Source organism: Streptomyces sp. NPDC050610, assembly GCF_040654875.1.
GTDB lineage: Bacteria > Actinomycetota > Actinomycetes > Streptomycetales > Streptomycetaceae > Streptomyces.
This window is the reverse complement of the sequence record NZ_JBFAIV010000005.1, coordinates 18,484-40,972: the sequence shown is the minus strand read 5'-3', so window position 1 is coordinate 40,972 and position 22,489 is coordinate 18,484. Positions and strand designations below refer to the sequence as shown.

General features: G+C 71.6%; 15 protein-coding genes and 1 pseudogene. 5 read left to right on the top strand and 11 right to left on the bottom strand.

The genetic code is table 11. The features are described from left to right. Positions 1 to 207: 207 nt before the first annotated feature. Both AB0I22_RS08060 and AB0I22_RS08055 read left to right on the top strand, forming a co-directional pair. Complete coding sequence (locus AB0I22_RS08060) at positions 208 to 1,428, top strand: acetyl-CoA C-acyltransferase (protein WP_363129823.1); 1,221 nt, start codon at positions 208 to 210, stop codon at positions 1,426 to 1,428. Further along, positions 1,425 to 3,554 (top strand): 3-hydroxyacyl-CoA dehydrogenase NAD-binding domain-containing protein, encoded by a 2,130-nt coding sequence (locus AB0I22_RS08055; RefSeq protein WP_363129822.1) that lies wholly within the window; start codon positions 1,425 to 1,427, stop codon positions 3,552 to 3,554. Before AB0I22_RS08060 ends, AB0I22_RS08055 begins: the two co-directional genes overlap by 4 nt. A gap of 163 nt (positions 3,555 to 3,717) precedes the next feature. Here AB0I22_RS08055 and AB0I22_RS08050 read toward each other — a convergent pair whose 3' ends face one another. The 4 genes and pseudogenes from AB0I22_RS08050 to AB0I22_RS08035 form a co-directional block, all read right to left on the bottom strand. Next, positions 3,718 to 4,779: an NlpC/P60 family protein gene (locus AB0I22_RS08050; RefSeq protein WP_363129821.1), complete on the bottom strand. Its 1,062-nt coding sequence runs from the start codon at positions 4,777 to 4,779 to the stop codon at positions 3,718 to 3,720. Positions 4,780 to 5,036: 257 nt separating this feature from the next. Continuing rightward, positions 5,037 to 5,519 carry a poly-gamma-glutamate biosynthesis protein PgsC/CapC gene (locus tag AB0I22_RS08045; RefSeq protein WP_363129820.1) on the bottom strand — a complete coding sequence of 161 codons (483 nt, stop codon included), beginning with the start codon at positions 5,517 to 5,519 and terminating at the stop codon, positions 5,037 to 5,039. A 74-nt stretch (positions 5,520 to 5,593) separates the two neighbouring features. Continuing rightward, a pseudogene (pgsB, locus tag AB0I22_RS08040) lies at positions 5,594 to 6,784 on the bottom strand (poly-gamma-glutamate synthase PgsB); the annotation flags it as partial. Between the two features lie 11 nt (positions 6,785 to 6,795). Then, positions 6,796 to 8,649 (bottom strand): HAMP domain-containing protein, encoded by a 1,854-nt coding sequence (locus AB0I22_RS08035; protein WP_363129819.1) that lies wholly within the window; start codon positions 8,647 to 8,649, stop codon positions 6,796 to 6,798. Positions 8,650 to 9,217: 568 nt separating this feature from the next. On the opposite strand from AB0I22_RS08035, the gene AB0I22_RS08030 reads away from it, so the two are divergent. Next, complete coding sequence (locus AB0I22_RS08030; protein ID WP_363129818.1) at positions 9,218 to 10,162, top strand: hypothetical protein; 945 nt, start codon at positions 9,218 to 9,220, stop codon at positions 10,160 to 10,162. A 166-nt stretch (positions 10,163 to 10,328) separates the two neighbouring features. On the opposite strand, the gene AB0I22_RS08025 is transcribed toward AB0I22_RS08030, so the two are convergent. After that, positions 10,329 to 11,483 carry a hypothetical protein gene (locus AB0I22_RS08025; RefSeq protein WP_363129817.1) on the bottom strand — a complete coding sequence of 385 codons (1,155 nt, stop codon included), beginning with the start codon at positions 11,481 to 11,483 and terminating at the stop codon, positions 10,329 to 10,331. Positions 11,484 to 11,645: 162 nt separating this feature from the next. Here AB0I22_RS08025 and AB0I22_RS08020 point away from each other — a divergent pair, with 162 nt between their 5' ends. Beyond that, positions 11,646 to 12,047 carry an NTP pyrophosphohydrolase gene (locus AB0I22_RS08020; protein WP_363129816.1) on the top strand — a complete coding sequence of 134 codons (402 nt, stop codon included), beginning with the start codon at positions 11,646 to 11,648 and terminating at the stop codon, positions 12,045 to 12,047. 18 nt (positions 12,048 to 12,065) lie between these two features. On the opposite strand, the gene AB0I22_RS08015 is transcribed toward AB0I22_RS08020, so the two are convergent. The 6 genes from AB0I22_RS08015 to AB0I22_RS07990 all read right to left on the bottom strand — a co-directional run bounded on the left by AB0I22_RS08015 (position 12,066) and on the right by AB0I22_RS07990 (position 21,434). Continuing rightward, on the bottom strand, positions 12,066 to 13,577 hold the full coding sequence (locus AB0I22_RS08015) for an amino acid permease (protein WP_363129815.1): 1,512 nt from the start codon (positions 13,575 to 13,577) through the stop codon (positions 12,066 to 12,068). 759 nt (positions 13,578 to 14,336) lie between these two features. Further along, positions 14,337 to 16,271 carry a 1-deoxy-D-xylulose-5-phosphate synthase gene (dxs, locus tag AB0I22_RS08010; protein WP_363130090.1) on the bottom strand — a complete coding sequence of 645 codons (1,935 nt, stop codon included), beginning with the start codon at positions 16,269 to 16,271 and terminating at the stop codon, positions 14,337 to 14,339. A 386-nt stretch (positions 16,272 to 16,657) separates the two neighbouring features. Next, positions 16,658 to 17,959 (bottom strand): sugar ABC transporter permease, encoded by a 1,302-nt coding sequence (locus AB0I22_RS08005; protein ID WP_363129814.1) that lies wholly within the window; start codon positions 17,957 to 17,959, stop codon positions 16,658 to 16,660. Further along, positions 17,956 to 18,744, bottom strand: coding sequence for an ATP-binding cassette domain-containing protein (locus tag AB0I22_RS08000; protein ID WP_363129813.1), 789 nt, complete (start codon positions 18,742 to 18,744; stop codon positions 17,956 to 17,958). Before AB0I22_RS08000 ends, AB0I22_RS08005 begins: the two co-directional genes overlap by 4 nt. A 214-nt stretch (positions 18,745 to 18,958) precedes the next feature. Next, on the bottom strand, positions 18,959 to 20,068 hold the full coding sequence (locus AB0I22_RS07995; RefSeq protein ID WP_363129812.1) for a substrate-binding domain-containing protein: 1,110 nt from the start codon (positions 20,066 to 20,068) through the stop codon (positions 18,959 to 18,961). A gap of 154 nt (positions 20,069 to 20,222) precedes the next feature. Beyond that, complete coding sequence (locus AB0I22_RS07990) at positions 20,223 to 21,434, bottom strand: ROK family transcriptional regulator (protein ID WP_363130089.1); 1,212 nt, start codon at positions 21,432 to 21,434, stop codon at positions 20,223 to 20,225. A 281-nt stretch (positions 21,435 to 21,715) separates the two neighbouring features. On the opposite strand from AB0I22_RS07990, the gene AB0I22_RS07985 reads away from it, so the two are divergent. Then, on the top strand, positions 21,716 to 22,489 hold the full coding sequence (locus AB0I22_RS07985) for a GNAT family N-acetyltransferase (protein WP_363129811.1): 774 nt from the start codon (positions 21,716 to 21,718) through the stop codon (positions 22,487 to 22,489).

The window sequence follows — 22,489 nt, the reverse complement described above, 5'->3', positions numbered from 1 at the left end:
CCCCGCCCGCCAGTCCGTCCGGCCGGCCGGCGGGGGTCTTTTTTCGGCCTTTTGGCTCGACGCGAGATGTGACCTTCACCGCTTGGGCCAAGGGGGCTGGGCAGCCTGGTTACCCGCAAGTAGCATGGCGGTGGGAGCCAACGCCGTGCCCCGGCTCGGCACGGCTGTGCCCTCGTAGCGCCCGTACGCAACTGGAGGAGAGCCAACGTGCCTCGTACCGCTAGGGACGTCGTCTTCGTCGACGGTGTCCGCACCCCGTTCGGCAAGGCGGGCCCGAAGGGCATTTACCACGAGACCCGCGCCGACGACATGGTCGTCAACTGCATCCGGGAGCTGCTGCGCCGCAACCCGGACCTGGACCCGGCCCGTGTCGACGAGGTCGCCCTCGCCGCCACGACGCAGATCGGCGACCAGGGGCTGACCCTGGGCCGTACCGCCGGCATCCTGGCCGGGCTCCCCCAGTCCGTGCCGGGCTTCTCCATCGACCGGATGTGCGCGGGCGCGATGACCGCCGTGACCAGCGTGGCGGGCGGCGTCTCGTTCGGGGCGTACGACATCGCCGTCGCGGGCGGCGTCGAGCACATGGGGCGCCACCCGATGGGCGAGGGTGTGGACCCCAACCCGCGGTTCGTCTCGGAGAAGCTGGTCGACGAGTCGGCCCTGTTCATGGGCATGACGGCGGAGAACCTGCACGACCGGCTGCCACACATCACCAAGCAGCGCGCCGACGAGTACGCGGTGCGCAGCCAGGAGAAGGCCGCGAAGGCGTACGCCAACGGCAGGATCCAGGCCGACCTGGTGCCGGTCTCCGTGCGCCGCACCAACGCCGAGGCGGGCGAGACGGGCTGGGGGCTGGCCACCGCCGACGAGCCGATGCGGCCGGGGACGACGCTGGCGAATCTGGCGTCTCTCAAGACCCCGTTCCGCCCGCACGGCCGGGTCACCGCGGGCAACGCCGCCGGGCTCAACGACGGCGCCACCGCCTCGCTGATCGCCGCCGAGGACGTGGCGCGCGAGCTGGGCCTGCCGGTCAAGATGCGGCTGGTCGCGTACTCCTTCGCGGGCGTCGAGCCCGAGGTGATGGGGATCGGGCCGGTCCCGGCGACCGAGAAGGCGCTCGCGCTGGCGGGGCTGTCGATCGACGACATCGGCCTTTTCGAGATCAACGAGGCGTTCGCGGTGCAGGTGCTCTCGCTCCTGGACCACTACGGCATCGCCGACGACGACCCGCGCGTCAACCAGTACGGCGGCGCCATCGCCTTCGGCCACCCGCTGGCCTCCTCCGGCGTGCGGCTGATGACGCAGCTGGCGCGGCAGTTCGAGGAGCAGCCCGACGTCCGCTACGGCATCACCACCATGTGCGTCGGCTTCGGCATGGGCGGCACCGTTATCTGGGAGAACCCGCACTTCGAAGGGGCAGGCAAGTGACGACCACCGCTGAGCTGTTGAAGGGCGCGGCCGAGCTGTTCCCGGACGAGGTCGTGACGCGGGCGCACGTGCGCCACCTCGATCTGCCGGGCGGCGCGGGCAGGTTCGCGCTCATCACGCTGGACAACGGCCTGGACCACACCAAGCCGACCACCTTCGGCCCCCAGTCGCTGGCGCATCTGGACGCGGCCGTCGACCAGGTGGAGAAGGAGGCGGCGGACGGCACGATCGTCGGCGTCGGCATCACCGGCAAGCCCTTCATCTTCGCCGTCGGCGCGGACCTCAAGGGCGTCGAGCTGCTGAAGCGGCACGAGGACGCGTACGCCATCGGCAAGGGCGGCCACGACGTCTTCAAGCGGCTCTCCTCGCTGGCGGTCCCCACCTTCGCGTACTACAACGGCGCGGCGATGGGCGGCGGCGTCGAGGTCGGCCTGCACTGCACGTACCGCACGGTCTCCAAGGCCGTGCCCGCCTTCTCGCTGCCCGAGGTCTTCCTGGGGCTCGTACCGGGCTGGGGCGGCTGTGTGCTGCTGCCGAACCTGATCGGCGCGGACCGCGCGGTCTCCGTCGTCGTCGAGAACTCGCTCAACCAGAACCGCCAGCTCAAGGGCGCGCAGGTCTTCGAACTCGGCATCGCCGACGCGCTCTTCGAAGGCGCGGACTTCCTGGAGCAGTCGCTGATCTGGACCGCGTCGGTTCTCGGCGGCACCGCCGAGGTCGTACGGGCCGACGTGGACCGCGGCGAGGCCTGGGACCAGGCCGTCGCGCGCGGCCGGGCCATCGCGGACTCCAAAGTGCACAGCGCGGCCCCGGCCGCGTACCGCGCGCTCGACATCATCGCGGCGGCCAAGAACGGCGACCTGCGGGCCGGCTTCGAGGCCGAGAGCAAGGCGCTCGCCGACCTGATCATGGGCGGGGAGCTGCGCAGCGGCATCTACGCCTTCAACCTGGTGCAGAAGCGCGCCAAGCGGCCGGCCGGGGCCCCGGACAAGTCGCTGGCCCGCCCGGTCACCAAGGTCGGCGTGGTCGGCGCGGGGCTGATGGCCTCGCAGCTGGCGCTGCTCTTCGCGCGCCGCCTGGAGGTGCCGGTCGTACTGACCGACATCGACCAGGAGCGGGTGGACAAGGGCGTCGGCTACGTCCACGGCGAGATCGACAAGCTGCTCCTGAAGGGCCGCGTCAACCAGGACAAGGCCAACCGGCTCAAGGGCCTGGTATCCGGCTCGCTGGACAAGGCCGCGGCCTTCGGCGACGCGGACTTCGTCATCGAGGCCGTCTTCGAGGAGATGGGCGTCAAGCAGCAGGTGTTCGCGGAGGTCGAGGCGGCCGTCCCGGCCCACGCGATCCTCGCCACCAACACCTCCTCGCTGTCCGTATCCGAGATGGCGTCGAAGCTGAAGCACCCCGAGCGGGTCGTGGGCTTCCACTTCTTCAACCCGGTCGCGGTCCTGCCGCTGCTGGAGATCGTCCGGGCGGAGCAGACCGACGACGCGTCGCTGGCCACCGCCTTCGCGGTCGCCAAGTCGCTGAAGAAGACGGCCGTACTGGTCAAGGACGCCCCGGCGTTCGTCGTCAACCGCGTGCTGACCCGCTTCATGGGCGAGGTCCAGAACGTCATCGACGAGGGCACGCCCATCGAGGTCGCCGAGAAGGCCGTCGAGCCGCTCGGGCTGCCGATGTCCCCGCTGGTGCTGCTGGAGCTGGTGGGGCCCGCGATCGGGCTGCACGTCTCCGAGACGCTGCACGGCGCGTTCCCGGACCGCTTCACCGTCTCGCCGAACCTGGCGGCCGTCGTGAAGGCCGGTAAGCGCGGCTTCTACGTCCACGATTCCGGTAAGCCGGAGCTGGACCCTGAGGTCCTGGCGCTGCTCAAGCAGGGCGGCACCGCCCTGACCGAGCGGGAGGCGCGCGACCGCGTCCTGGACGCCGTGGCGCAGGAGATCGGGCTGATGCTGGACGAGGGCGTCGTGGCCGAGGCCCAGGACATCGACCTGTGCCTGATCACCGGCGCCGGCTGGCCCTTCCACCTGGGCGGGATCACCCCGTACCTGGACCGCGAGGGCGTCTCCGAGCGGGTCAACGGGAAGCGCTTCCTGGAGCCGGGCGTCGCGAGCGTGCCCGCGTAGCCGGAGCCGGAGCCGGAGCCGGAGCCGGAGCCGGAGCCGGAGCCGGAGCCGGAGCGTACGAGCGTGTGGCGGGGCCCTTGCGGAAAGGGCCCCGCCACACGGCGTTTGAACGTCGGCTTTCAGTTAATGGCGTCGATCGGCCAATGGCGGCGGCGATCGGCGCTCAGAGCCGCTTGGCGCTGCGCAGCCCCTTCCCGTAGTAGCCGGGTCCGTCGAGGCGCGAGTCGCCGCCCTCGTCGCCGAGGGTGGGCCCATTGCCCTCCTCGCGGCTGGAGATGAAGCGCGGGTGCCCGTCGGTGTCGAGGCCGAGGTAGATGCCCGAGTGGTCGAGCCGTCGGCCCGTGCGCCGGTCGATGTCGAAGAAGACCAGGTCGCCCGGTTGCAGCGCGTCCAGTTCGGCGGGGCGGGCGCGGCGGTTCGCGATGACGGAGACCCCGGGGCCGACGGTGGCCATGCCGTTGGCCGTACGAGGCAGGCCCGCTCCCTTGTGGTCGGAGCCGAGCAGCGGGTACCCGGAGCGGTAGCCGTAGACGAGCCGCACATAGCCGGAGCAGTCGACGGAACCGTACCGGACCCGCTCGGGGGCGGCGGCGCCGGAGTCGGGGAAGGTCCAGGGCTTGCCCAGGTACTGGTAGAAGTCGGACTTCTCCAGGCGCAGGTCCCTGCCGTGCGCGCCCTTGGGGTTGAGCGGGCCGAAGGACGCGTCGCCCGCGTAGCGGGTTCCCTTGGCGTCCTTCTTGGGCGCGGCCCCGCGCACGTACTGCATGGAGACGTCGAAGACGTCCGGCGCCCGGCTGCCGCGGTAGGTGCGCAGCCAGTCGGCGAACCACCGCGCGCGCTCCTCGCCGGGCTTCCAGGGCCGGGGCATCAGCCGCACCCAACTGTCGGTGACCACCGTGGACTTGGTGGCACGCGGCTCGGAGAACGTGCGGCCGGGGCCGGTGAGCACGGCGGTGCGGGCCCCGTCGGTGAGGGTGGCGAGGACGGCTCCCGAGGTGTCGCGCACCACGGTGCGGTCGGGGCCGGTGAGCCGGTCGTAGCGGTAGCCGGCCGTGCCGCCCGAGCCTCCGGTGAGGGCGGACGGGAGGCGGGTGTGGCGGGCCGTGGGGTCCGGGGACCGGGCCGCCGTGGGGTCGGCGTGGAGTTCGTACGTCAGGGCTCCGGCCGTGACGGCGAGGGCGCCGAGGACGGCGAGCGGGAGCCGGCTCTTGATGCGGGCTGCCATGGGTGTGAGGGCCTTTCTTCGGCGCGGTCGTCTTATGCGGCGCGGGAAGTTCAAACGCCGGTCCGGGCACAGATTTCGGACGCCGGTCCGGGACGGGTCTCGGACGCTGATCGCGCACGTACGGGTCGCACGTACTGGTCGCAGGCGCTGGTCTCAGGCGCTGGTCTCAGGCGCTGGTCTCGGACGCGAGATCCAGACGCCGGTCTCAGGTGCCGGTCTCAGACGCTGGTCTCAGGTGCCGGTCTCAGACATCGGTCTCAGACGCTGGGGAGCGCTCCGAGCAGCACCCCCGCGGTCAGCACCACATACGCGCCCAGCGTGACCGTGGCGGTCGAGACCAGCGTGGCGCGGGGCGGCTGGCGGACCAGTTGGTAGGCGATGAGGCCGGGGACGATGTAGCCGAGCGTCTGGTGCGCGAACAGCATCGGGAACTGCTGCTGGAGGATCAGGTACAGCGTGGCCTGGAGCAGGACGCCGCACAGGACGACCGCCGCGAACAGCCGCTTCCCGTAGAGGATGACGACGCCTTGCAGCACCCGGGTCGAGATGTAGGTCAACACGGTGACACCGAGGACCATCGCGAAGAGCCGGACGTCGCCGACGAGGGTCAGCGCCAGCCAGCCGGGGGTGATCATGCCGCCGGGCGAGAGGTTGGTCGTCAGGTAGCAGATGAGCGAGAAGAGGAGTCCCAGGGCGATGCCGATGGCGGCCATGTCCGGGGTGAGTTCGACGGGGGTCACGGGGTGGTGTCTCCAGTGCGGGAGCTGTGGGGGGTGCGCTGGACGGGGATGTGGGAGGAGGCGCCGGTACGGGCCTCGGCGGACTCGGCGTCCGGCAGCAGGGCGAGCCGTTCCAGGAGGTGTTCGCCCTGGCCGTGGATGTTGCCGACGGCCACCAGGGAGGCGTCGCCGGGCATGGCGTCGAGGAGTTGGGCGAGCAGTTCGTCGGGGTCGCGGCTGTCGCCGCCGAGGTCGACGACCCGGCCGTTCCAGTGGGCCGGGATGCCGTCGCGGGCGCTCCTGGTGGGGTGGCCGATCAGGAAGACGGTGTCGGGGTCGAGGTCGGGGATGATCGCGCCCATCTGGCCGTTGCGTTCGACGCGGTCGGGGCGGCAGTTGATGACGACGTGCAGGGGCCGGTCGATCGCGCCGAGGCCGAGCAGCTGGCGGACGTTCATCAGCGTCGACTCGGGGTCGTTGGCCGCGAAGACGTTGGCGAAGGAGAGCCGGTGGCCGCTGGGGGTGCGGTATTTCTCGACGGAGAGGACGCCGGGGTCCGGCGGCGCGTCGTACATGCCCTGGAGGGCCGTGGCGCGCTCCACGCCGAGGAGTTCGGCGACCGCGACCGCGATGGCGACGTTCTCCTTGAAGGTGAACCAGCTGAAGCCGCGCAGCTCCTCGTCGGAGACCGTCTCCGGGTCGACGACGATCAGCTCGCAGTTCCGCGCGGCCGCCTCCTCGCGCAGGATGTGCAGCCGGTCCCGCTCGGCGGTGACGCATACGCCGCCGACGGGCATCGAGCGGCACAGCGAGCGGGCGACGTCGTCGAGGGTGGGGCCCATCTCGGCGAGATGGTCCTCGCGGACGTTGCAGAGCACGCCGATGGTGGACCGGATCAGCTTGGTCTGGTTGACCTCCTGGAGGGCCGGCATCACGGCCATGCACTCGATGACCAGCGCGTCCGGCCGATAGGAGGCGGCCCGCCGGACGATGCCGATCTGCTCGACGACGTTGGCGATGCCGAACTTGCGGTAGACCGGCTCCTCCGTGGCGTCCGGGTGGATGAATCGGGCGGCGGTGCCCGTGGTCTTGGCGACGGTGGTCAGGTTTCCGCCGCGCAGCGCACCCGCGCACAGCCGGGTGATGGAGCTCTTGCCGCGGATGCCGTTGACGAGCACCCGCTGGGGAATCGCTTCGAGGGCGGCGTAGTGCCGGCGCTGTTCGACGATGCCCGCGACGAGGAGGGTGAGGGAGGCGATGAGGAAGACGCTGTAGAGGAAAAGCATGTCCCTGCTTGTCAGTTGCCCTGGGCGACGGTGGAAAGGGGGCGGTCAATGGCCGCGCTGTGGCGGTCGGCGTCCGCGAGCCGCTGTCTGATGAGTTCGAGGGAGCGGGCGATCGATCCGACCTCGTCGTGGTGGCGGGGGTAGATCACGCTCGTACGGTCGCCGGCCGCGAGCGCGGCGGCCGACCGGTCGACGGCGCGCAGCGGCCGGATCACGGTGAGCTGGAGCCAGCCGAGGCAGAGCAGGGCGGCGGTGAAGGCGAGCAGCCCCACGAGGATCGCGCGCCGCTGCGTCTCGTACGAGGCCAACGGCATCCAGGACAGCGGCTTCTGGGTGACGACGCGCCAGCCGAGGCCGTCCACCGGTGCGGTGCCCTTGACGGGTGCGGCGGCGGTGAGCGTACGGGCCTGGTTGCCGGGCTGCGCGCTGAAGGCGATGAAGCCCTGGTTGGAGCCGATCACCCGGTTGTGGGCGTCGACGAGCCAGGACCGGCCGATTCCGGGGCGGCTGAGCAGCCCGTTGAAGGCCGCGGGCTGGAACTCGCCGACGAGTCGGCGCCCGCCCTCGCCGAAGGGGACGACGGCGGCGGAGACCGGGACCTTGCCGCCGTGGTTGAGCTGGACGACGGCGGGCGCCGGGCCTTCCGCGTTCCTCGTGCTCCTCGCGTCCTTCGCGTCCTTTCTGCCCTTGGCGTCCTTCGCGTCCTTCGCGTCCTTCGCGTCCTTCGCGTCCTTCGCGCCGCCGAGGGCCGCCTTGCGGTCCACGCCGCCCTTCGCGACGCCGGACCGCAGCAGGATCTCCCCGTCCCCGTCCACGAGGTACAGGGCGCTCCACTCGGGATGCTTGGGCAGTAGCGTGTCCATGACATTCCCAGTGCGGATCCCGCCCTCGGCGCCGAGCCGGGCGACCGAGGACAGGTCGGCGATCCCCTCGCCGAGGGTGCGCCGGACGCGCTCGGAGGCCGCTTCGGTGCGGTACCGCTGGTCCTGGGCGGTCTGCGCGGGTACGGGACTCCGGCCGTCGGCGAGGTTGAGTACGGGCAGCGCCACGGCCCAGGCGGTGATGAGGGCCGCACAGCACAGCGCGGTCACCCGCAGCCCGCCGCGCACGGGCTTCGCCGCGGCGGGCTCGGGCCGCTCGCCGAGGAGTTGGCGGCGCAGCGCCTCCAGCGTCCTGCCGATCCGGGCGGTCTCGCCGCGGCCGGTCACGTTCACGGGCCGGTCCAGGCTGCCGCGTACGAGCCGGGCGGCCTCCATGTCCAGTCCGCGCAAGGGGCGTTGGACGCGGCGCACGAGCCACCAGACGACGAGGAGGCCGAGTACCAGGAGCACGACGGCGGCCAGCGGGCCGAGGAGCCGGTCGCTGCCGACGGCGGTGCCGGAGGGCACGGGGACGGTGGTGGCGACGGAGAGTCCGAGGCGCTGGACGCGGTCGCCGCCGGGGACGTCCGCGCGGCCGACGGCGAAGTAGCGGTCGCCGTCGCGGCGTACGGACCCCGCGTCGCCCGCGGCGAGTTCACGCACACCGGGGGTGTCGGCCTGGTCGCCCGAGGCTGCGATGACGCGTCCGCCGGGGCCGGTGACGAAGGTGGTGCGGTTGCCGCGCTCGGCGGGCAGCCGCAGCGTGCCCGCGGCGACGACCAGCTGTTCCGTGCCGTCCGGCCCGTCGAGGTAGGCGAAGGAGAGCAGTCGGGGCGCGCCGGAGCCGGTGGTCACCAGGCGGGGCCGGAGGCTGTCGTCCGAGCGGCCGTCGAACTTGTCGAGCGGTACGGTCTCGCCGCGCGCGGCGAGGAGTCTGCCCGTCTTCGGGTCCACGACCGCGAGTCCGCGCCACTTCCGATAAGCGGCGCCGAGTGAACTCAGCACCGATTCGGGAGGTTTTGGTGAATGTTGTTCAAGTATTGCTACGGCATCCCGAAGATCAGCCGTGTTCTGTTCGAGAGAAGACCCCAGAGAACGCGCCGTATCGGTCGCGACATGTTCTTGGGACTCGATGACGGCCCGCGAGACGGACCGGTCGTCGGAGCTACCGACGGTAAGAGAGGTAAGGGCGGAAATTGCCACCAACAAGGCCAACAACGCCGCTATTGGTGGCTGTACGCCACCGAGCAACGGCATATTCGCGCGCTTGCGCCGGGCCTGTGGCGGTCGAGGGGCAGCCCCCGCTGCCTGCATGGCATCGCTCCTGGTCAGGGAAGTTCGGCACGCCAGTTCATGAATTGGCGAACATCGTATCTCATGATTAACGGCATTCGCGGAGACCGCTCACCCGGCCGAAACACAACCTCGGTATCGACACGGGGAGTTGACGTGCTGTTTCACCAGCGTTGACACATGGTTCTCACGAATCCGACACACAACAGATTGCGGATTGGACCAACTCGGCTCGGGCCTGTGACAATTCGCCCGCCAAGACCGCCTACGCTGTATCTCCATGCAATTCCCCGCAGTCAAGTCACTCCGCCGACGACGCACCGCCCTCGTCACGTTTTCCGTTCTGTGCGCGGCGGGGGCCCTGGCGATCATCGCCGCCCTCCTCATATCCCACTCGGCCCCGGCACAGCCCGTGCTGCACCTGACCGACGAGGTCGGCGACTACGTGGCGGACTTCCCCCGCCACGACGGCTACCGCACCCCCACCGCCGACCAGCGGACCGCACTCGCCGACGGCGTCGCCGAGGTGCTCGACGGCAAGCTCGACAAGGCCCGCGAGAACCTCTCGGCCGTCGGCTACACGGTCCGCACCGCCCGGCTCGCGGGCACGGACCGCACGGTGGCCGAGATCACAGAGAAACACCGGACGGGCCACGGCTGGGGCCGCGTCTACATCGACCTCGGCCGGCGCGTCCGCTGGAGCGTCCAAGTCCCGCACCCGCGCTCCGACTTGCACACCGAACTCATCGGCGCCGGCCTCTTCACCCGGACGCCCGGCGGCATCATGGTGCTCGCCGGAGCCCCCCGCGACGCGGGCAAGGGCATCACGGCCGACATGGCCCACCGGCAGGACTCCGTCTTCGACGCGATCTGCACCGAGCTCGTGGCCCGCCGCGTCCCCGGCATCCAGGTGCACGGCTTCGCCGACGAGAACTCACCGGACCACGACATCGTGCTCTCCCCGGGCCCCGACGAAGCCGGCACGGCCCCCGCCCGCCGCGCCGCGAAGAAGCTCTCCGCCGCCGGGTTCGCCGTCTGCCGCGCCTGGTCCCAGGACTGCGGCCGCCTCGAAGGCACCACCAACGTCCAGGCACGGACCGCCGCCGACCACGGCGTCCCGTTCCTCCACGACGAGAACAGCCGCGAACTCCGCGACTCCGCCAGGTCCCGGGACCGGCTGGTCGCCGCGCTGGGCGAGATCGCGCGGTCGTGGATGAAGGAGTGAGGCCGTGGCGCCCTGCCTTCCGGGCGCGGGCTTACGGGCCCCGGGACCGCAGAGCGCGCCCCGGCCCCGTGGGGCGGCCCCAGTGCGTACGGTCTCGGCGGGCGGAACGTACATCCTCAGCGGAACGTACGACGGGGCCCCGGCACCCGCCCCGCCGAAGCAGCCGTCAGGCCGGGACCCAGGCCCCCAGCGCCAGCCCCGGCTCCTCCGCGCGCTGCCGGGCGACGCGCAGTCCGCCGTCGGCCGCGATGGCCGCCAGCACCACGCGCCCCCGCGCGTCCAGCGCCAGCGCGGGCGCGCCCACGCACTCCCCGCCGGTCTCGGACCAGAACGCGCCCGCCGACTCGTCCCCCGTCGGATACGCGGCGACGGCCACCCGGCCGGCCTCCGTGCGCTGGGCGAGCACCGTGCAGTCGTGGCCGTCGATGGCCGTACGGAGCAGGGCGACCGGGCCCGTACCGGCACCACCGCCGAGCGAGCCCACGACGCCGTCCGGCGCTTCCTCGCCGCGCGGGTCCGATGCATCCGCGCCCGAGGCACCCGCGTCGACGACACCTGTGTCCAAGGCACCCGCGTCCGAGGGGTCCGCGTCCTCGGCGCCCGCCCGCCAGGCGCGCACCTCGCCGTTCTTCGCGTCCCGCCAGAAGTGGGTGACGCCCGTCTCGCCCGTCGCGGCGGACGTGGCGGTCCCCGCAACCGCGACCGCCGGCACCGCCGGGGCCCGCTTCAGGTCACCGCCCGGCTTCTCCTGGCTCCAGCGGTGCGCGCCCTGCCGCGCGGGGGCGATCACGTCGATACGGCCGTCCTCGGTCGCCGCTGCGGAGAGCCCGTCGAGCAGGTCGTAGCCCTTGAGGTCCAGCCAGCCGCCCCAGGAGCCCTTGGCGTCCTGGCGTCGCCCGCACACGCCGCCACCGGCGTTGCGCACGAAGACGTGCAGCGCGCCGGAGTGGCCCACGACCGCCGCCGGCAGGCCGATCTGCTCGGCCCGGCGCCAGTCGCCGCCGTAGGGCGTGCCGAGGGCCCGCCACATCGTCGGCGGCCGGCCCGGCTGGAACTGCGTGGCGTGCACGACGTCCGTCGCGACCTCGCCGTTGTCCTTCGGCTGCCGCCGCAGTCCCACCAGATGCGCGTAGCCGTCGGGCCCTTGGGACACCGACAGGTACGGCAGCAGCCCCGGCGCGGCCAGCAGTTCGGGGCCCGTCCAGGAGGGGCCGCCGGGGCGGTCCTCGGTCCAGCGGGCGATGCCCTCCGCTCTCGGGGCGTAGGCCGTGAGCCGGCCGTCCGTACCGCGCAGCAGCCAGCCGGTGGTGGGGGTGTGCATGACTCGCCGCCAACCTTCCTGAAGAACGAATTCCGCGGTGCGCGGCACTGTCCGGCACACAAACCGATGGCCATCGACAATATCACTGGGCCTCGCGGCGGCTTCCGCCCGCGATCGGCTCCCGTCCCGGCGCCCCCGCGCGGCGCGTGCGACGCTGTCCCCATGCACACCCTGCTGATCGTGGACGCGGCGAACGTCGTCGGGTCGGTGCCCGACGGCTGGTGGCGCGACCGCCAGGGCGCCGCCGAGCGGCTGCGCGACCGCCTCGCCCCCTACGCCGCGGACGGCCTACCCGCCGCCGCCCTGGAGCCCCCGCTGGAGATCGTCCTCGTCGTGGAGGGCGCGGCCCGCCGGGTCGCCTCCGTGCCGGGCGTACGGACCGACGCGGCGGACGGCAGCGGGGACGACCGCGTCGTGGAGCTGGTCGCGCACCGCGCGCCCGAGCGGCGCTGCGTCGTGGTGACGGCCGACCGGGAGCTGCGGGCGCGCGTGGCGGCACTGGGCGCCGAGGTGGCGGGGCCCAGGACCGTACGGCCCGACGCCGGGCGCCGGTTCGACGCGTAGCGCGCCCGGTGCGCCGGGCTACCGCTTCCCCGCCCGCCGCACCCGGCTGTGCCGCTGCCCGTACACGAAGTAGACGACGAACCCCAGCGCCATCCACACCCCGAACCGCAGCCAGGTCTCCGCGGGCAGGTTCAGCATCAGCCACAGCGACGCCAGCACGGACAGGATGGGGACGGCCGGCACCAGCGGGGTGCGGAACGAGCGCGGCACGTCGGGCCGGGTCCGGCGCAGGATGATCACGCCGAGGGCGACCACGACGAAGGCGAACAGCGTGCCGATGTTGACCAGTTCGGCCAGCACGTCGATCGAGGTGAACCCGGCGACGACCGCGACGACGAGGCCGAGCGCGATCGTCGAGCGGTACGGCGTGCCGAACCGCGGGTGCACGCGCGAGAAGACCGTGGGCAGCAGCCCGTCCCGGCTCATCGCGAAGAACACCCGGCTCTGGCCGAGCAGCAGGATCATGCAGACGGAGGTCAGGCCGACCACCGCGCCGAAGCTGATCAGACCGGCCCAGAAGGGGTGCCCGACCGCCTTGAAGGCGTCGGCGAGCGGCGCGTCGACCGTCAGCGAGCTGTACTTCTGCATGCCGGTGACGACCACCGACACGGCCACGTACAGCACGGTGCAGATGGCGAGCGAGCCGAGGATGCCGCGCGGCACGTCGCGCTGCGGATTGCGGGTCTCCTCGGCGGCGGTGGCGACGATGTCGAAGCCGATGAAGGCGAAGAAGACCACGGCGGCGGCCGAGAAGACGCCCATCACACCGAAGTTGGAGGGCGTGAAGCCGAACATGACCTGGGCGAGCGGCGCCGCCAGCCCGTCGCCGCCGCTGCTGGGCTCGGTGGGCGGGACGAAGGGCTTGTAGTTGGCGCCCTTGATGAAGAAGGCGCCCACGATGACGACCAGCAGCACCACGGCGACCTTGACGCCGACCACGACCGACGTCACCCGCGAGGACAGCTTCATCCCGACGATCAGGATGGCCGTCAGCCCGAGCACCAGCAGGCACGCGAACAGATCGAAGCCGAAGTGCCCGCCGCTCGACCCGGACAGCGCGTCCGGCACCTGCCAGCCCGCCGTGTCCAGCAGCGAACGCACATAGCCGGACCAGCCCACGGCCACGACCGCGCAGCCGAGCGCGAGTTCCAGGACCAGGTCCCAGCCGATGATCCAGGCGGGGAGTTCGCCGAGCGAGGCGTACGAGAAGGTGTACGCGGAGCCCGCGACCGGGACCGTCGAGGCGAACTCGGCGTAGCAGAGCGCCGCGAGCGCGCACACCAGCCCGGCCACGACGAAGGCGAGGGCGACCGCGGGGCCCGCCGTCTCCTTCGCGATCTTTCCGGTCAGCACGAAGATGCCGGTGCCGATGACCACGCCGACGCCGAAGACCGTGAGGTCGAGGGCGGAGAGCGATTTACGGAGCGAGTGCTCCGGCTCCTCGGTGTCCTGGATCGACTGCTCGATCGTCTTGGTCCGCAGAACGCCTCTTCCGCTGCCGCGCGCCCGCTCCCCCGACGTACCACTCATCGCCGCACCTCCGTCTGCTCGGCCGTCGCCCGCCCTGAACTGGGCGATTCTCCGCAATGTTCGGCCCCATGCCGATCGCCTGCGGCGTTGCGCGGCCGGATTCACTCGAACTGACGCGTGGGCGCCCATGCCGGGTGTCCTCGCGGACCACTCGAAGGGGGACCCGGACCGGGCCCGGGACCGATGGACGTACGCCATACGGACACGGCGGCACGGCATTACGGGCGTACGGGGAGCGAGGGCTCCGGCTCTTTACTGACGTACGGGCATGGCTACGCGGCTTTACGGGCGTACCGGGCGAGGCTCGGGTTCACAGGCGTACAGGTGCGGCGGCCCGGCTATACGGGCGACCGGGCGGGCCTCGGGTTCACAGACGTACGAGCGCGACGGCACGGCTGTACGGGCGACCGGGCGAGGCTCGGGTTCACAGACGTACAGGCGCGGCGGCCCGGCTGTACGGGCGTACCGGACGGGGCTCAGGTTCACAGACGTACGAGCGCGACGGCGCGGCTGTACGGGCGACCGGGCGAGGCTCGGGTTCACAGGCGTACAGGTGCGGCGGCACGGCTATACGGACGTACGGCGAGATCGCGTACGGCCGGTCACGGGCGGGGCTGTACCTCCGGTCGCGTACCGCCGGTCCACTCCGGCGACCGCCCCGGCGCCCGCCGCGCCGTACAGGAAACCCGCACGAGAACGCGGCCGCACGGACCAGGTCCGTGCGGCCGCGTTCGTACCGTCGGCCGATACCGGCGTCGCTCAGTCGCGGGCCGTCTCCGCCGCCCTCGGGGCGGCAGCGGCGTCGGCCTGCTCGTACTTGCCGTCGATCTTGGAGACGAGCCCGGTCACCTGGCGGGCGATGTCCGGCGCCGTCAGCCCGATCTCGGCCATGACCTCCTTGCGGGAGGCGTGGTCGAGGAAGCGCGGCGGGATGCCGAAGTCGCGCAGCGGGAGGTCGACGCCCGCGTCGCGCAGCGCCTGCGCGACGGCCGAGCCGACGCCGCCCGCGCGGCTGTTGTCCTCGACGGTGACGACGACGCGGTGCCGCTCGGCGAGCGCCGGGAGCGCCTCGTCGACGGGCTTGACCCAGCGCGGGTCGACGACGGTCGTCGAGATGCCCTGCTTGTCGAGGAGGCCGGCGATCTCCAGGCACATCGGGGCCAGCGCGCCGACGGAGACCAGGAGCACGTCCGGCCGCGCGGTGCGATCGGCGGGCTCGCGCAGGACGTCCATGCCGCCGATCCGGCCGACGGCGGTCACGGCGGGGCCGACCGCGCCCTTGGAGTAGCGCACGACGGTCGGCGCGTCGTCGACCGCGACAGCCTCCCGCAGCTGGGCGCGGACCTGGTCGGCGTCGCGCGGCGCGGCGATCCGCAGGGTGGGGACGCACTGGAGGATCGACATGTCCCACATGCCGTTGTGCGACGCGCCGTCGGAGCCGGTGACCCCGGCCCGGTCGAGGACGAAGGTGACGCCGCACTTGTGCAGCGCCACGTCCATCAGGACCTGGTCGAAGGCGCGGTTGAGGAAGGTCGCGTAGACCGCGAAGACCGGGTGCACCCCGCCGGTGGCGAGTCCGGCCGCGGAGACGGCGGCGTGCTGCTCGGCGATGCCGACGTCGTAGACGCGGTCCGGGAACTCCTCGGCGAACTTCGTCAGGCCCACCGGCTGGAGCATGGCCGCCGTGATGGCGACGATGTCCTCGCGCTCGCGGCCGAGTTTGACCATCTCCTCGCCGAAGACGGAGGTCCAGTCCATGCCGGAGGCGGCGATGGGCAGGCCCGTGTCGGGGTGGATCTGGCCGACGGCGTGGAAGTGGTCGGCCTCGTCCTCCAGGGCGGGCTGGTAGCCGCGGCCCTTCTCGGTGAGGCAGTGCACGATGACCGGGCCGCCGAACCGCTTGGCGCGCTGGAGCGCGGACTCCAGGGCCTCCATGTCGTGGCCGTCGATCGGGCCGACGTACTTCAGGCCCAGGTCCTCGAACATGCCCTGCGGGGCGATGAAGTCCTTGAGGCCCTTCTTCGCGCCGTGCAGGGTCTCGTACAGCGGGCGGCCGACGACCGGGGTGCGCTCCAGGAGGTCCTTGCCGCGGGCGAGGAACCGTTCGTAGCCGTCGGTCGTACGGAGCGTGGCGAGGTGGTTGGCCAGGCCGCCGATGGTCGGCGCGTACGAGCGCTCGTTGTCGTTGACGACGATGACCAGCGGGCGGTCCTGGGCGTCGGCGATGTTGTTGAGCGCCTCCCAGGCCATGCCGCCGGTCAGGGCGCCGTCGCCGATCACCGCGACGACGTGGTCGTCCCGGCCCTGGACCTGGTTGGCCTTGGCGAGGCCGTCGGCCCAGCCGAGGACCGTGGAGGCGTGGCTGTTCTCGATGACGTCGTGCTCGGACTCGGCGCGCGAAGGGTAGCCCGACAGCCCGCCCTTGGTACGCAGCTTGGCGAAGTCCTGCCGTCCGGTGAGCAGCTTGTGCACATAGCTCTGGTGGCCGGTGTCGAAGAGCACCCGGTCCTTGGGGGACTCGAAGACCCGGTGCAGGGCGATGGTCAGCTCCACCACGCCGAGGTTGGGGCCGAGGTGTCCGCCGGTCTTGGAGACGGCGTCGACGAGGAAGGACCGGATCTCCGCGGCCAGCCGCTCCAGCTGCTCCGGGCTCAGCCGGTCCAGATCACGGGGTCCGTTGACGCGGGTCAACAGCTCCCGCCCGTCGACCGCCACCGCCTCTGGACGGCGCGCTTCGCGCGGCACCTTTGGCACTGTGCCTCCTTGCTTTGAGCTGTCGAGCCTTTGCCGGTCTGCCGAGTCTAATGTTCCGCCTGGGACGGCGATGGTCGGGCTATGCGATGTACGTCACCCATTCGGGTGACAAATCAGGGGTACTGCCCGGGCCCGGAGACGAGAAACGGCCTGTTCCCGGCCCTTCCCGACGCCTTTCGGGCAGCACACGAACGCCGGACGAGCTGGTATGCCAGCTCGTCCGGCGTTCGGGGGCCGGGGCGCCCCGGCCCCGTACAGGGCTCCGGCGGGGCTCCGGAGATCTTCGGCCCGAGAGAGGCCCGGCTATCGGCCCGAGGGAGGCCCGGCTACGCGCGGCCGGCCGTCTTCTGCGTCTTCCGGGACACCGAGTCGATCACCACGGCGGCGAGCAGCACCGCGCCGGTGATCATCTGCTGCACGGCGGCGCCGATGCCCAGCAGCGCCATGCCGGAGGAGATCGCCTGGATGACCAGCACGCCGAGCAGCGCCGACCCGGTCTTGCCGCGGCCGCCGAAGAGGCTGGTGCCGCCGATGACGGCCGCCGCGATGGCGTTCATCAGCAGGCTGCCCGCGCCGGAGGACTGGTTGGCGGCGTTGAGCTGGGAGGCCAGGAAGAGACCGCCGATCGCCGCCATCGTGCCGGAGAGCGCGAAGACGGAGATCCGGATGGCGACGACGTTGATGCCGGCGCGGCGGGCGGCCTCGACGCTGCCGCCGAGCGCGAAGACCTTGCGCCCGTACGACGTGCGCCGCAGTACGAAGTCGAGGCCGATGATGAACGCCAGGAAGATGACGACCGCGAGCGGCAGGCCCTTGAAGTTGTTGAACAGCCAGGCGATGAGGAAGGCGGGCACCGCGATGAAGACCGTGCGGAGCACGATCTCGCTCAACGGCCGGCTGGGCACCCCGGCCGCCTCCCTGCGCCGGCTGCCGAGGAAGGACACCCCGAAGAAGACGACCACAGCGAGCACCGCCACCCCGTACGCGACGGCGACATCGCTGAAGTAGTAGTTGGTCAGCTGGGAGAGCAGCCCGTCGGCGTCCAGGTTGATGGTGCCGTTGGAGCCGAGGATCTGGAGCATCAGCCCGTTCCAGCCGAGCAGGCCGGCCAGGGTGACGACGAACGCCGGGACGCCGATCCGGGCGAAGAAGAAGCCGTGGAACGCGCCGACCAGCGCGCCGCTCAGCACCGAGAGGATCAGTGCCTGCCATTCGGGCATGCCATGGCTGACGTTCAGCACGGCGAAGACCGCGGAGGCCAGGCCGCTCACCGAGCCCACCGACAGGTCGATCTCGCCCAGGATCAGCACGAAGACGATGCCGACGGCGATCAGCCCGGTGCCGGACGCGTCGACGAAGAGGTTGCTCAGGTTCCCCGCGCTGAGGAACCGCGCGTCCTGGAACTGGAAGACCAGGGCGATGATGATCAAGCCGATGACCACGGGCAGCGAGCCCAGTTCGCCGCTGCGCAGCTTGCGCCCGAAGTCGTCGAGGTAGCCCTTGAAGCCCTGCTGGCGCACGAGCAGCCGGGGGTCGACGACGGTCACGGCGCCCTCGGCAGCCGGGGCGTCCGATCCGGCCGGCCCGTCTACGGGGTCGCCCTCGGTACGGGACAGGTTCGCACTCACTTCTGCGCCTCCGTGGTACGCGCCTCACGGCGGGTCACGGCGTTCTCCGTGGCGCCCGTGATGGCGGAGATGATCTCCTCCTGGGATGTGGTCCGGACCTCGAACACACCGTTGTTGCGGCCGAGTCGGAGCACCGCGACCCGGTCGGCGACGGCCTTCACATCGGCCATGTTGTGGCTGATGAGGATCACGCCGAGGCCGCGCTCGCGCAGCCGCTCCACGAGGTCGAGGACCTGCGCGGTCTGCTCGACGCCCAGCGCCGCCGTCGGCTCGTCGAGGATGACGACCTTGGGCTCGCCGAGCAGCGACCGGGCTATGGCGACGGTCTGCCGCTGGCCGCCGGAGAGCGAGGCGACGGGGATGCGCACGCTCGGGATGCGGATCGACAGGGTGGCGAGCAGCTCGCGGGCGCGGCGTTCCATCTCGACCTCGTCGAGGATTCCGACGCGTACGATCTCGCGGCCGAGGAAGAGGTTGCCGACGACGTCGAGGTTGTCGCAGAGCGCGAGGTCCTGGTACACGGTCGCGATGCCCAGCGCCTGGGCGGTGTGCGGCCGGTCGACGGTGACGGGCCGGCCCTCCCACTCGATGGTGCCGTCATCGGCCGGGCCGACCCCGGCGATGGCCTTGACCAGGGTGGACTTGCCGGCGCCGTTGTCGCCGACCAGGGCGACCACCTCGCCGGGGTGGATCTCCAGTTCGACATCGGTGAGCGCCTGCACGGCGCCGAACCGCTTGGAGACTCCGCGCAACGCCAGCACGGGCGTAGCGGACACGTGAATCATCTCCTTCGCCCGCCTGACCGGCGGGGGTGTGGCATCCGGCGCCCGGCCCTCGGCGGGGTGGGATGAGGCGCTGGGCGCCGGACGGACTTCGGGGGTGCGCTGTGGCCCGTACGGGGTCGGCGCGCGATGGCATTACGTGCGTGCGCCGCGTGTGCGAGTCCCGTACGGGGCAGGGGAATTGACGGCTTGCTTAGGGCCGGCTACTTCAGGCTGGTTACTTCAGCCCGGCCTTGTCGCACTGGCCCTTGTACTTGGCCGTGCAGATCTCGTCCAGGTTGAAGAAACCTTCCTTGCCGACGTACTTGCCGATGTCGGCCTTGGTCAGCGCGAAGGGGGTGACGATGATGGAGGGGACCTTCTTCGCCGTGCCGCTGTCGACGGTGGACTTGGCGACCCCGTCGAGCGACTTGCCCTTGGCGAGGGCGACGGCCATCTCGGCCGCGGCGTCGGCCTCGGGCTTGTAGGGCTTGTAGACGCTCATGAACTGCTCGTCGGAGAGGATGCGCTGGACGGCGGCGAGTTCGGCGTCCTGGCCGGTGACGGGCGGGAGCTTGGAGTAACCCGCGCCCTTGAGCGCGGTGATGATGCCGCCCGCCATGCCGTCGTTGGCGGAGTAGACGCCGACGATGTTGTCCTTGCCGAGCGAGGCGATGGCGCCCTTCATGTTCTGATTGGCGTTCTCCGGCTTCCACTCCTTGGTGTCGTACTCCCGGCCGATCTTGACCTTGCCGTCGAGCACGGAGTGGGCGCCGTTCTTGTAGGACTTGGCGTTCGGGTCGGTGATCGACCCGTTCATCATGACGATCTGGCCCTTGGACGCCTTGTCCCCGAGCTCCTTGAGCAGCGACTCGCCCTGTATCTTGCCGACGCGCTCGTTGTCGACGGAGGTGTACGCCTTGATGGGGCCCTCGGCGAGGCGGTCGAAGGCGACGACGGGGATGCCCGCGTCGTCGGCCTTCTTGACCGAGCTGGCGATGGACTTGGCGTCCACGGCGTCCAGGATCAGCGCGTCGACCTTCTTGGTGATCACGGTGTCGACCTGCTGCTGCTGAACGGACGGGTCCTGCTTGGCGTTCTCGTACACGATCTTGGTGTCGGAGCCCGCCAGCTCCTTGATCTTCTTCTCCATGAGCGGCCGGTCGAACCGCTCGTAGCGCGCGGTCTGGTTCTCCGGCAGGAGCAGCCCGATGGTCAGCGGGCCGCTCTTGTCCTTCTTCTTCCCGCCGTTGTCGCCGGCCTCCTTGGCCGAACCACAGGCGGCAAGCCCGGCGGCCATCGAGACGGCGGCCACGGCCACGGCAGCACGACGCAGATGCGTGTTCACGTGAGATACCTCCCTGACGAGGCCGCGTCGTTGCGGCCGAGGTGGCTGGAAGTCAACTCGGCTGCCAGGGGGGCGTCAATAAGTAAATCCTTAACGAGATGGCAACGATGCCATTCGTTATCTGCGTGAACTCAAGAGGCGTGAGCTGCAGTGGTCAGGCGAGGGCCGTGGCGTCGGACGGCTGCACAGTCGGCTGCGTCCGGTCCAGCAGGGTCGAATCGCCCATCTCGCTCAGTACGAGCGCCAGCGCGCCCAACACCTCGGACCGGCTCCCCAGGGCGCCGGGCACGACCTCCAACTGGCGGGCCGCGCTGGGGATCGCGTACCGCGCGACGGAGTCGCGGATGGGGGCGAGCACCAGTTCACCGGCGTCCGCGAGGTCGCCGCCGAGCACGACGCGGCTCGGATTGAGGAGATTGCAGAGGTTCGCCACACCGCTGCCGATGTGCCGGCCCACGTCCGCGATGACCCGCCGGCAGCCGGGGTCGCCCTCGCGGGCCAGCTCCACCATCCGCTCCACGGTGAGGTCGGGGCCGTGGCTGGAGTGCAGCAGCGGCAGCACATAACGGGCGGCGGCGAACGTCTCCAGGCAGCCGCGATTGCCGCACCGGCACACCGGCCCGGACTCGTCGAGGGTGATGTGGCCGATCTCCCCGGCGGTGCCGCCGGGCCCGCGGTAGATCTGCCCGCTGATCACCAGCCCGGCCCCGACGCCGCTGGCCACCTTGATGTACGCGAGATCGGCCGCGCCGTGCCCGCTCCCCCAGACCAGCTCGCCGAGCGCGCCCAGGTTGGCGTCGTTGTCGACGTACACCGGCACCCCGAGCCGGGCGCCGAGGTCGTCCCGCGGATTGGTGCCGACCCACCCCGGCAGGATCGAGGTCGAGCCCAGCACCCCGGACTCGACGTCGATGGGCCCGGGGACGCCGAGCCCCACCCCGACAATCTTGCGCCGGCTGATGCCGTTGCTCTCGATCAGCCGGCTGACCAGCAGCTCGGCCCGGTCCATCCCCTGCGCGGCGGACGCGTCCACGTCCAGCGGCTCGGTCACCTCGTCCAGCACCTTGTGGGCGAGGTTGCCGATCGCGACGCGTAGGTGCGTATGCCCGAAATCGACCCCGACGACGATGCCGGCGTCCCCGGAGAGCGAGACGCTGCGGGCGCGGCGCCCTCCGGAGGAGGTCGGCGTGACCTCCACCGTGCCGCCTTCCTTCAACTCCCGCACGATGTTGGAGACCGTGGCGGCGGACAGCCCGGTGGTCCGGGCGATCTCCGCTTGGGTGAGCGACCCGGCCATCCGCACCGCGCGCACCACCCGCTCCAGGTTGGCCCGGTGCAGCGACGACTGCGATCCCGGAGTCTCCACGCCCATCCACTCCCGCCTCGACAGGCGGCACGACGGCCGCCCCGTCGGCCGGACCACGTCGATGGAGCCCGGCCATGTCTCCAACATGTGAACTCTAAGCTGAGCTGGCCCGGTTGTATCCCGTCAAGACCTTGAGCGGCGGCATCCACCGGGGAGCCCGAAGCGAATCTTCCCATATTCGCACATATCTTCGACGGCGGGCCCGGCGCACCAGCCAGGGGCGCCCGCCGGGCCCGGTGGCCGGACGGGGCGGAGGGCCGCCAACGACCTAACCTGACCGCATGAATTGGGACGACGAACAGCTACTGCGGCTAGAGGTGGACGCGATCTACGGGCTCACGGAGGAGCCCGGCCGGAGACTGCCGGGCGTGCGGGACGCGAAGGTGCGCGCGGTGTGGGCCTGGTCGCCCCGGGCCCGGGTCTTCGCGGTGCGGCCGGGCACTGAGGAGCCCGACAGCGGGCCGGAAGAGCCCGGCGGCGGGTCGGGAGAGCCCGGCGGCGGACCGGAGGCGTCGGGCAGCGGGCCGGCGGCGGTTGCGCAGCCGTACGCGCCCGGGGAGCCGCCGCGCGCGCTGGAGCGGCTGGCCGACTCGCTCGGCCCGGCGGCCGGGGAGGTCTCAGGCGGCCCCAGCTATGTCTTCCCGGCCGCTCTCGCCGCCCGGCCCCCGGCCTCGCTGCCCCTCATCACTTCCGACGAGAGCGGCAAGCGCGCCGCGGCGGCGCTGACGCGCCCCGGAAACTGGGAGACGGGCGAGTGGGCCGAGCTGATCGCCGGGGAGCTGGGCGAGTGGGCGATGGCCGTGCACGACGACGCGCCCGTATCGATCTGCTTCTCGCCCGCCACGAACGCCACGGCGGCCGAGGCGGGGATCTGGACCCGCGCGGACTTCCGCGGCCGGCGGCTCGCCCCGGCCGTCGTCGCGGCCTGGTCGGAGCGCGAGCGCCGGAACAAGGAGGTGCTCTTCTACAGCACCAGCGCCGCCAACCACGCCTCCCAGTCGGTCGCCCGCTCCCTGGGACTCACGCCGCTGGGCTGGATCTGGACGCTGCGCTGA

What these genes read in the sequence shown, in the direction of transcription:
- AB0I22_RS08050 (WP_363129821.1), bottom strand. Translation starts at nt 4,779, where the DNA reads ATGGCAGCCCGCATCAAGAGCCGGCTCCCGCTCGCCGTCCTCGGCGCC.
- AB0I22_RS08030 (WP_363129818.1), top strand. Translation starts at nt 9,218, where the DNA reads ATGCAATTCCCCGCAGTCAAGTCACTCCGCCGACGACGCACCGCCCTC.
- AB0I22_RS08025 (WP_363129817.1), bottom strand. Translation starts at nt 11,483, where the DNA reads ATGCACACCCCCACCACCGGCTGGCTGCTGCGCGGTACGGACGGCCGG.
- AB0I22_RS08020 (WP_363129816.1), top strand. Translation starts at nt 11,646, where the DNA reads ATGCACACCCTGCTGATCGTGGACGCGGCGAACGTCGTCGGGTCGGTG.
- AB0I22_RS08015 (WP_363129815.1), bottom strand. Translation starts at nt 13,577, where the DNA reads ATGAGTGGTACGTCGGGGGAGCGGGCGCGCGGCAGCGGAAGAGGCGTT.
- AB0I22_RS08000 (WP_363129813.1), bottom strand. Translation starts at nt 18,744, where the DNA reads ATGATTCACGTGTCCGCTACGCCCGTGCTGGCGTTGCGCGGAGTCTCC.
- AB0I22_RS07985 (WP_363129811.1), top strand. Translation starts at nt 21,716, where the DNA reads ATGAATTGGGACGACGAACAGCTACTGCGGCTAGAGGTGGACGCGATC.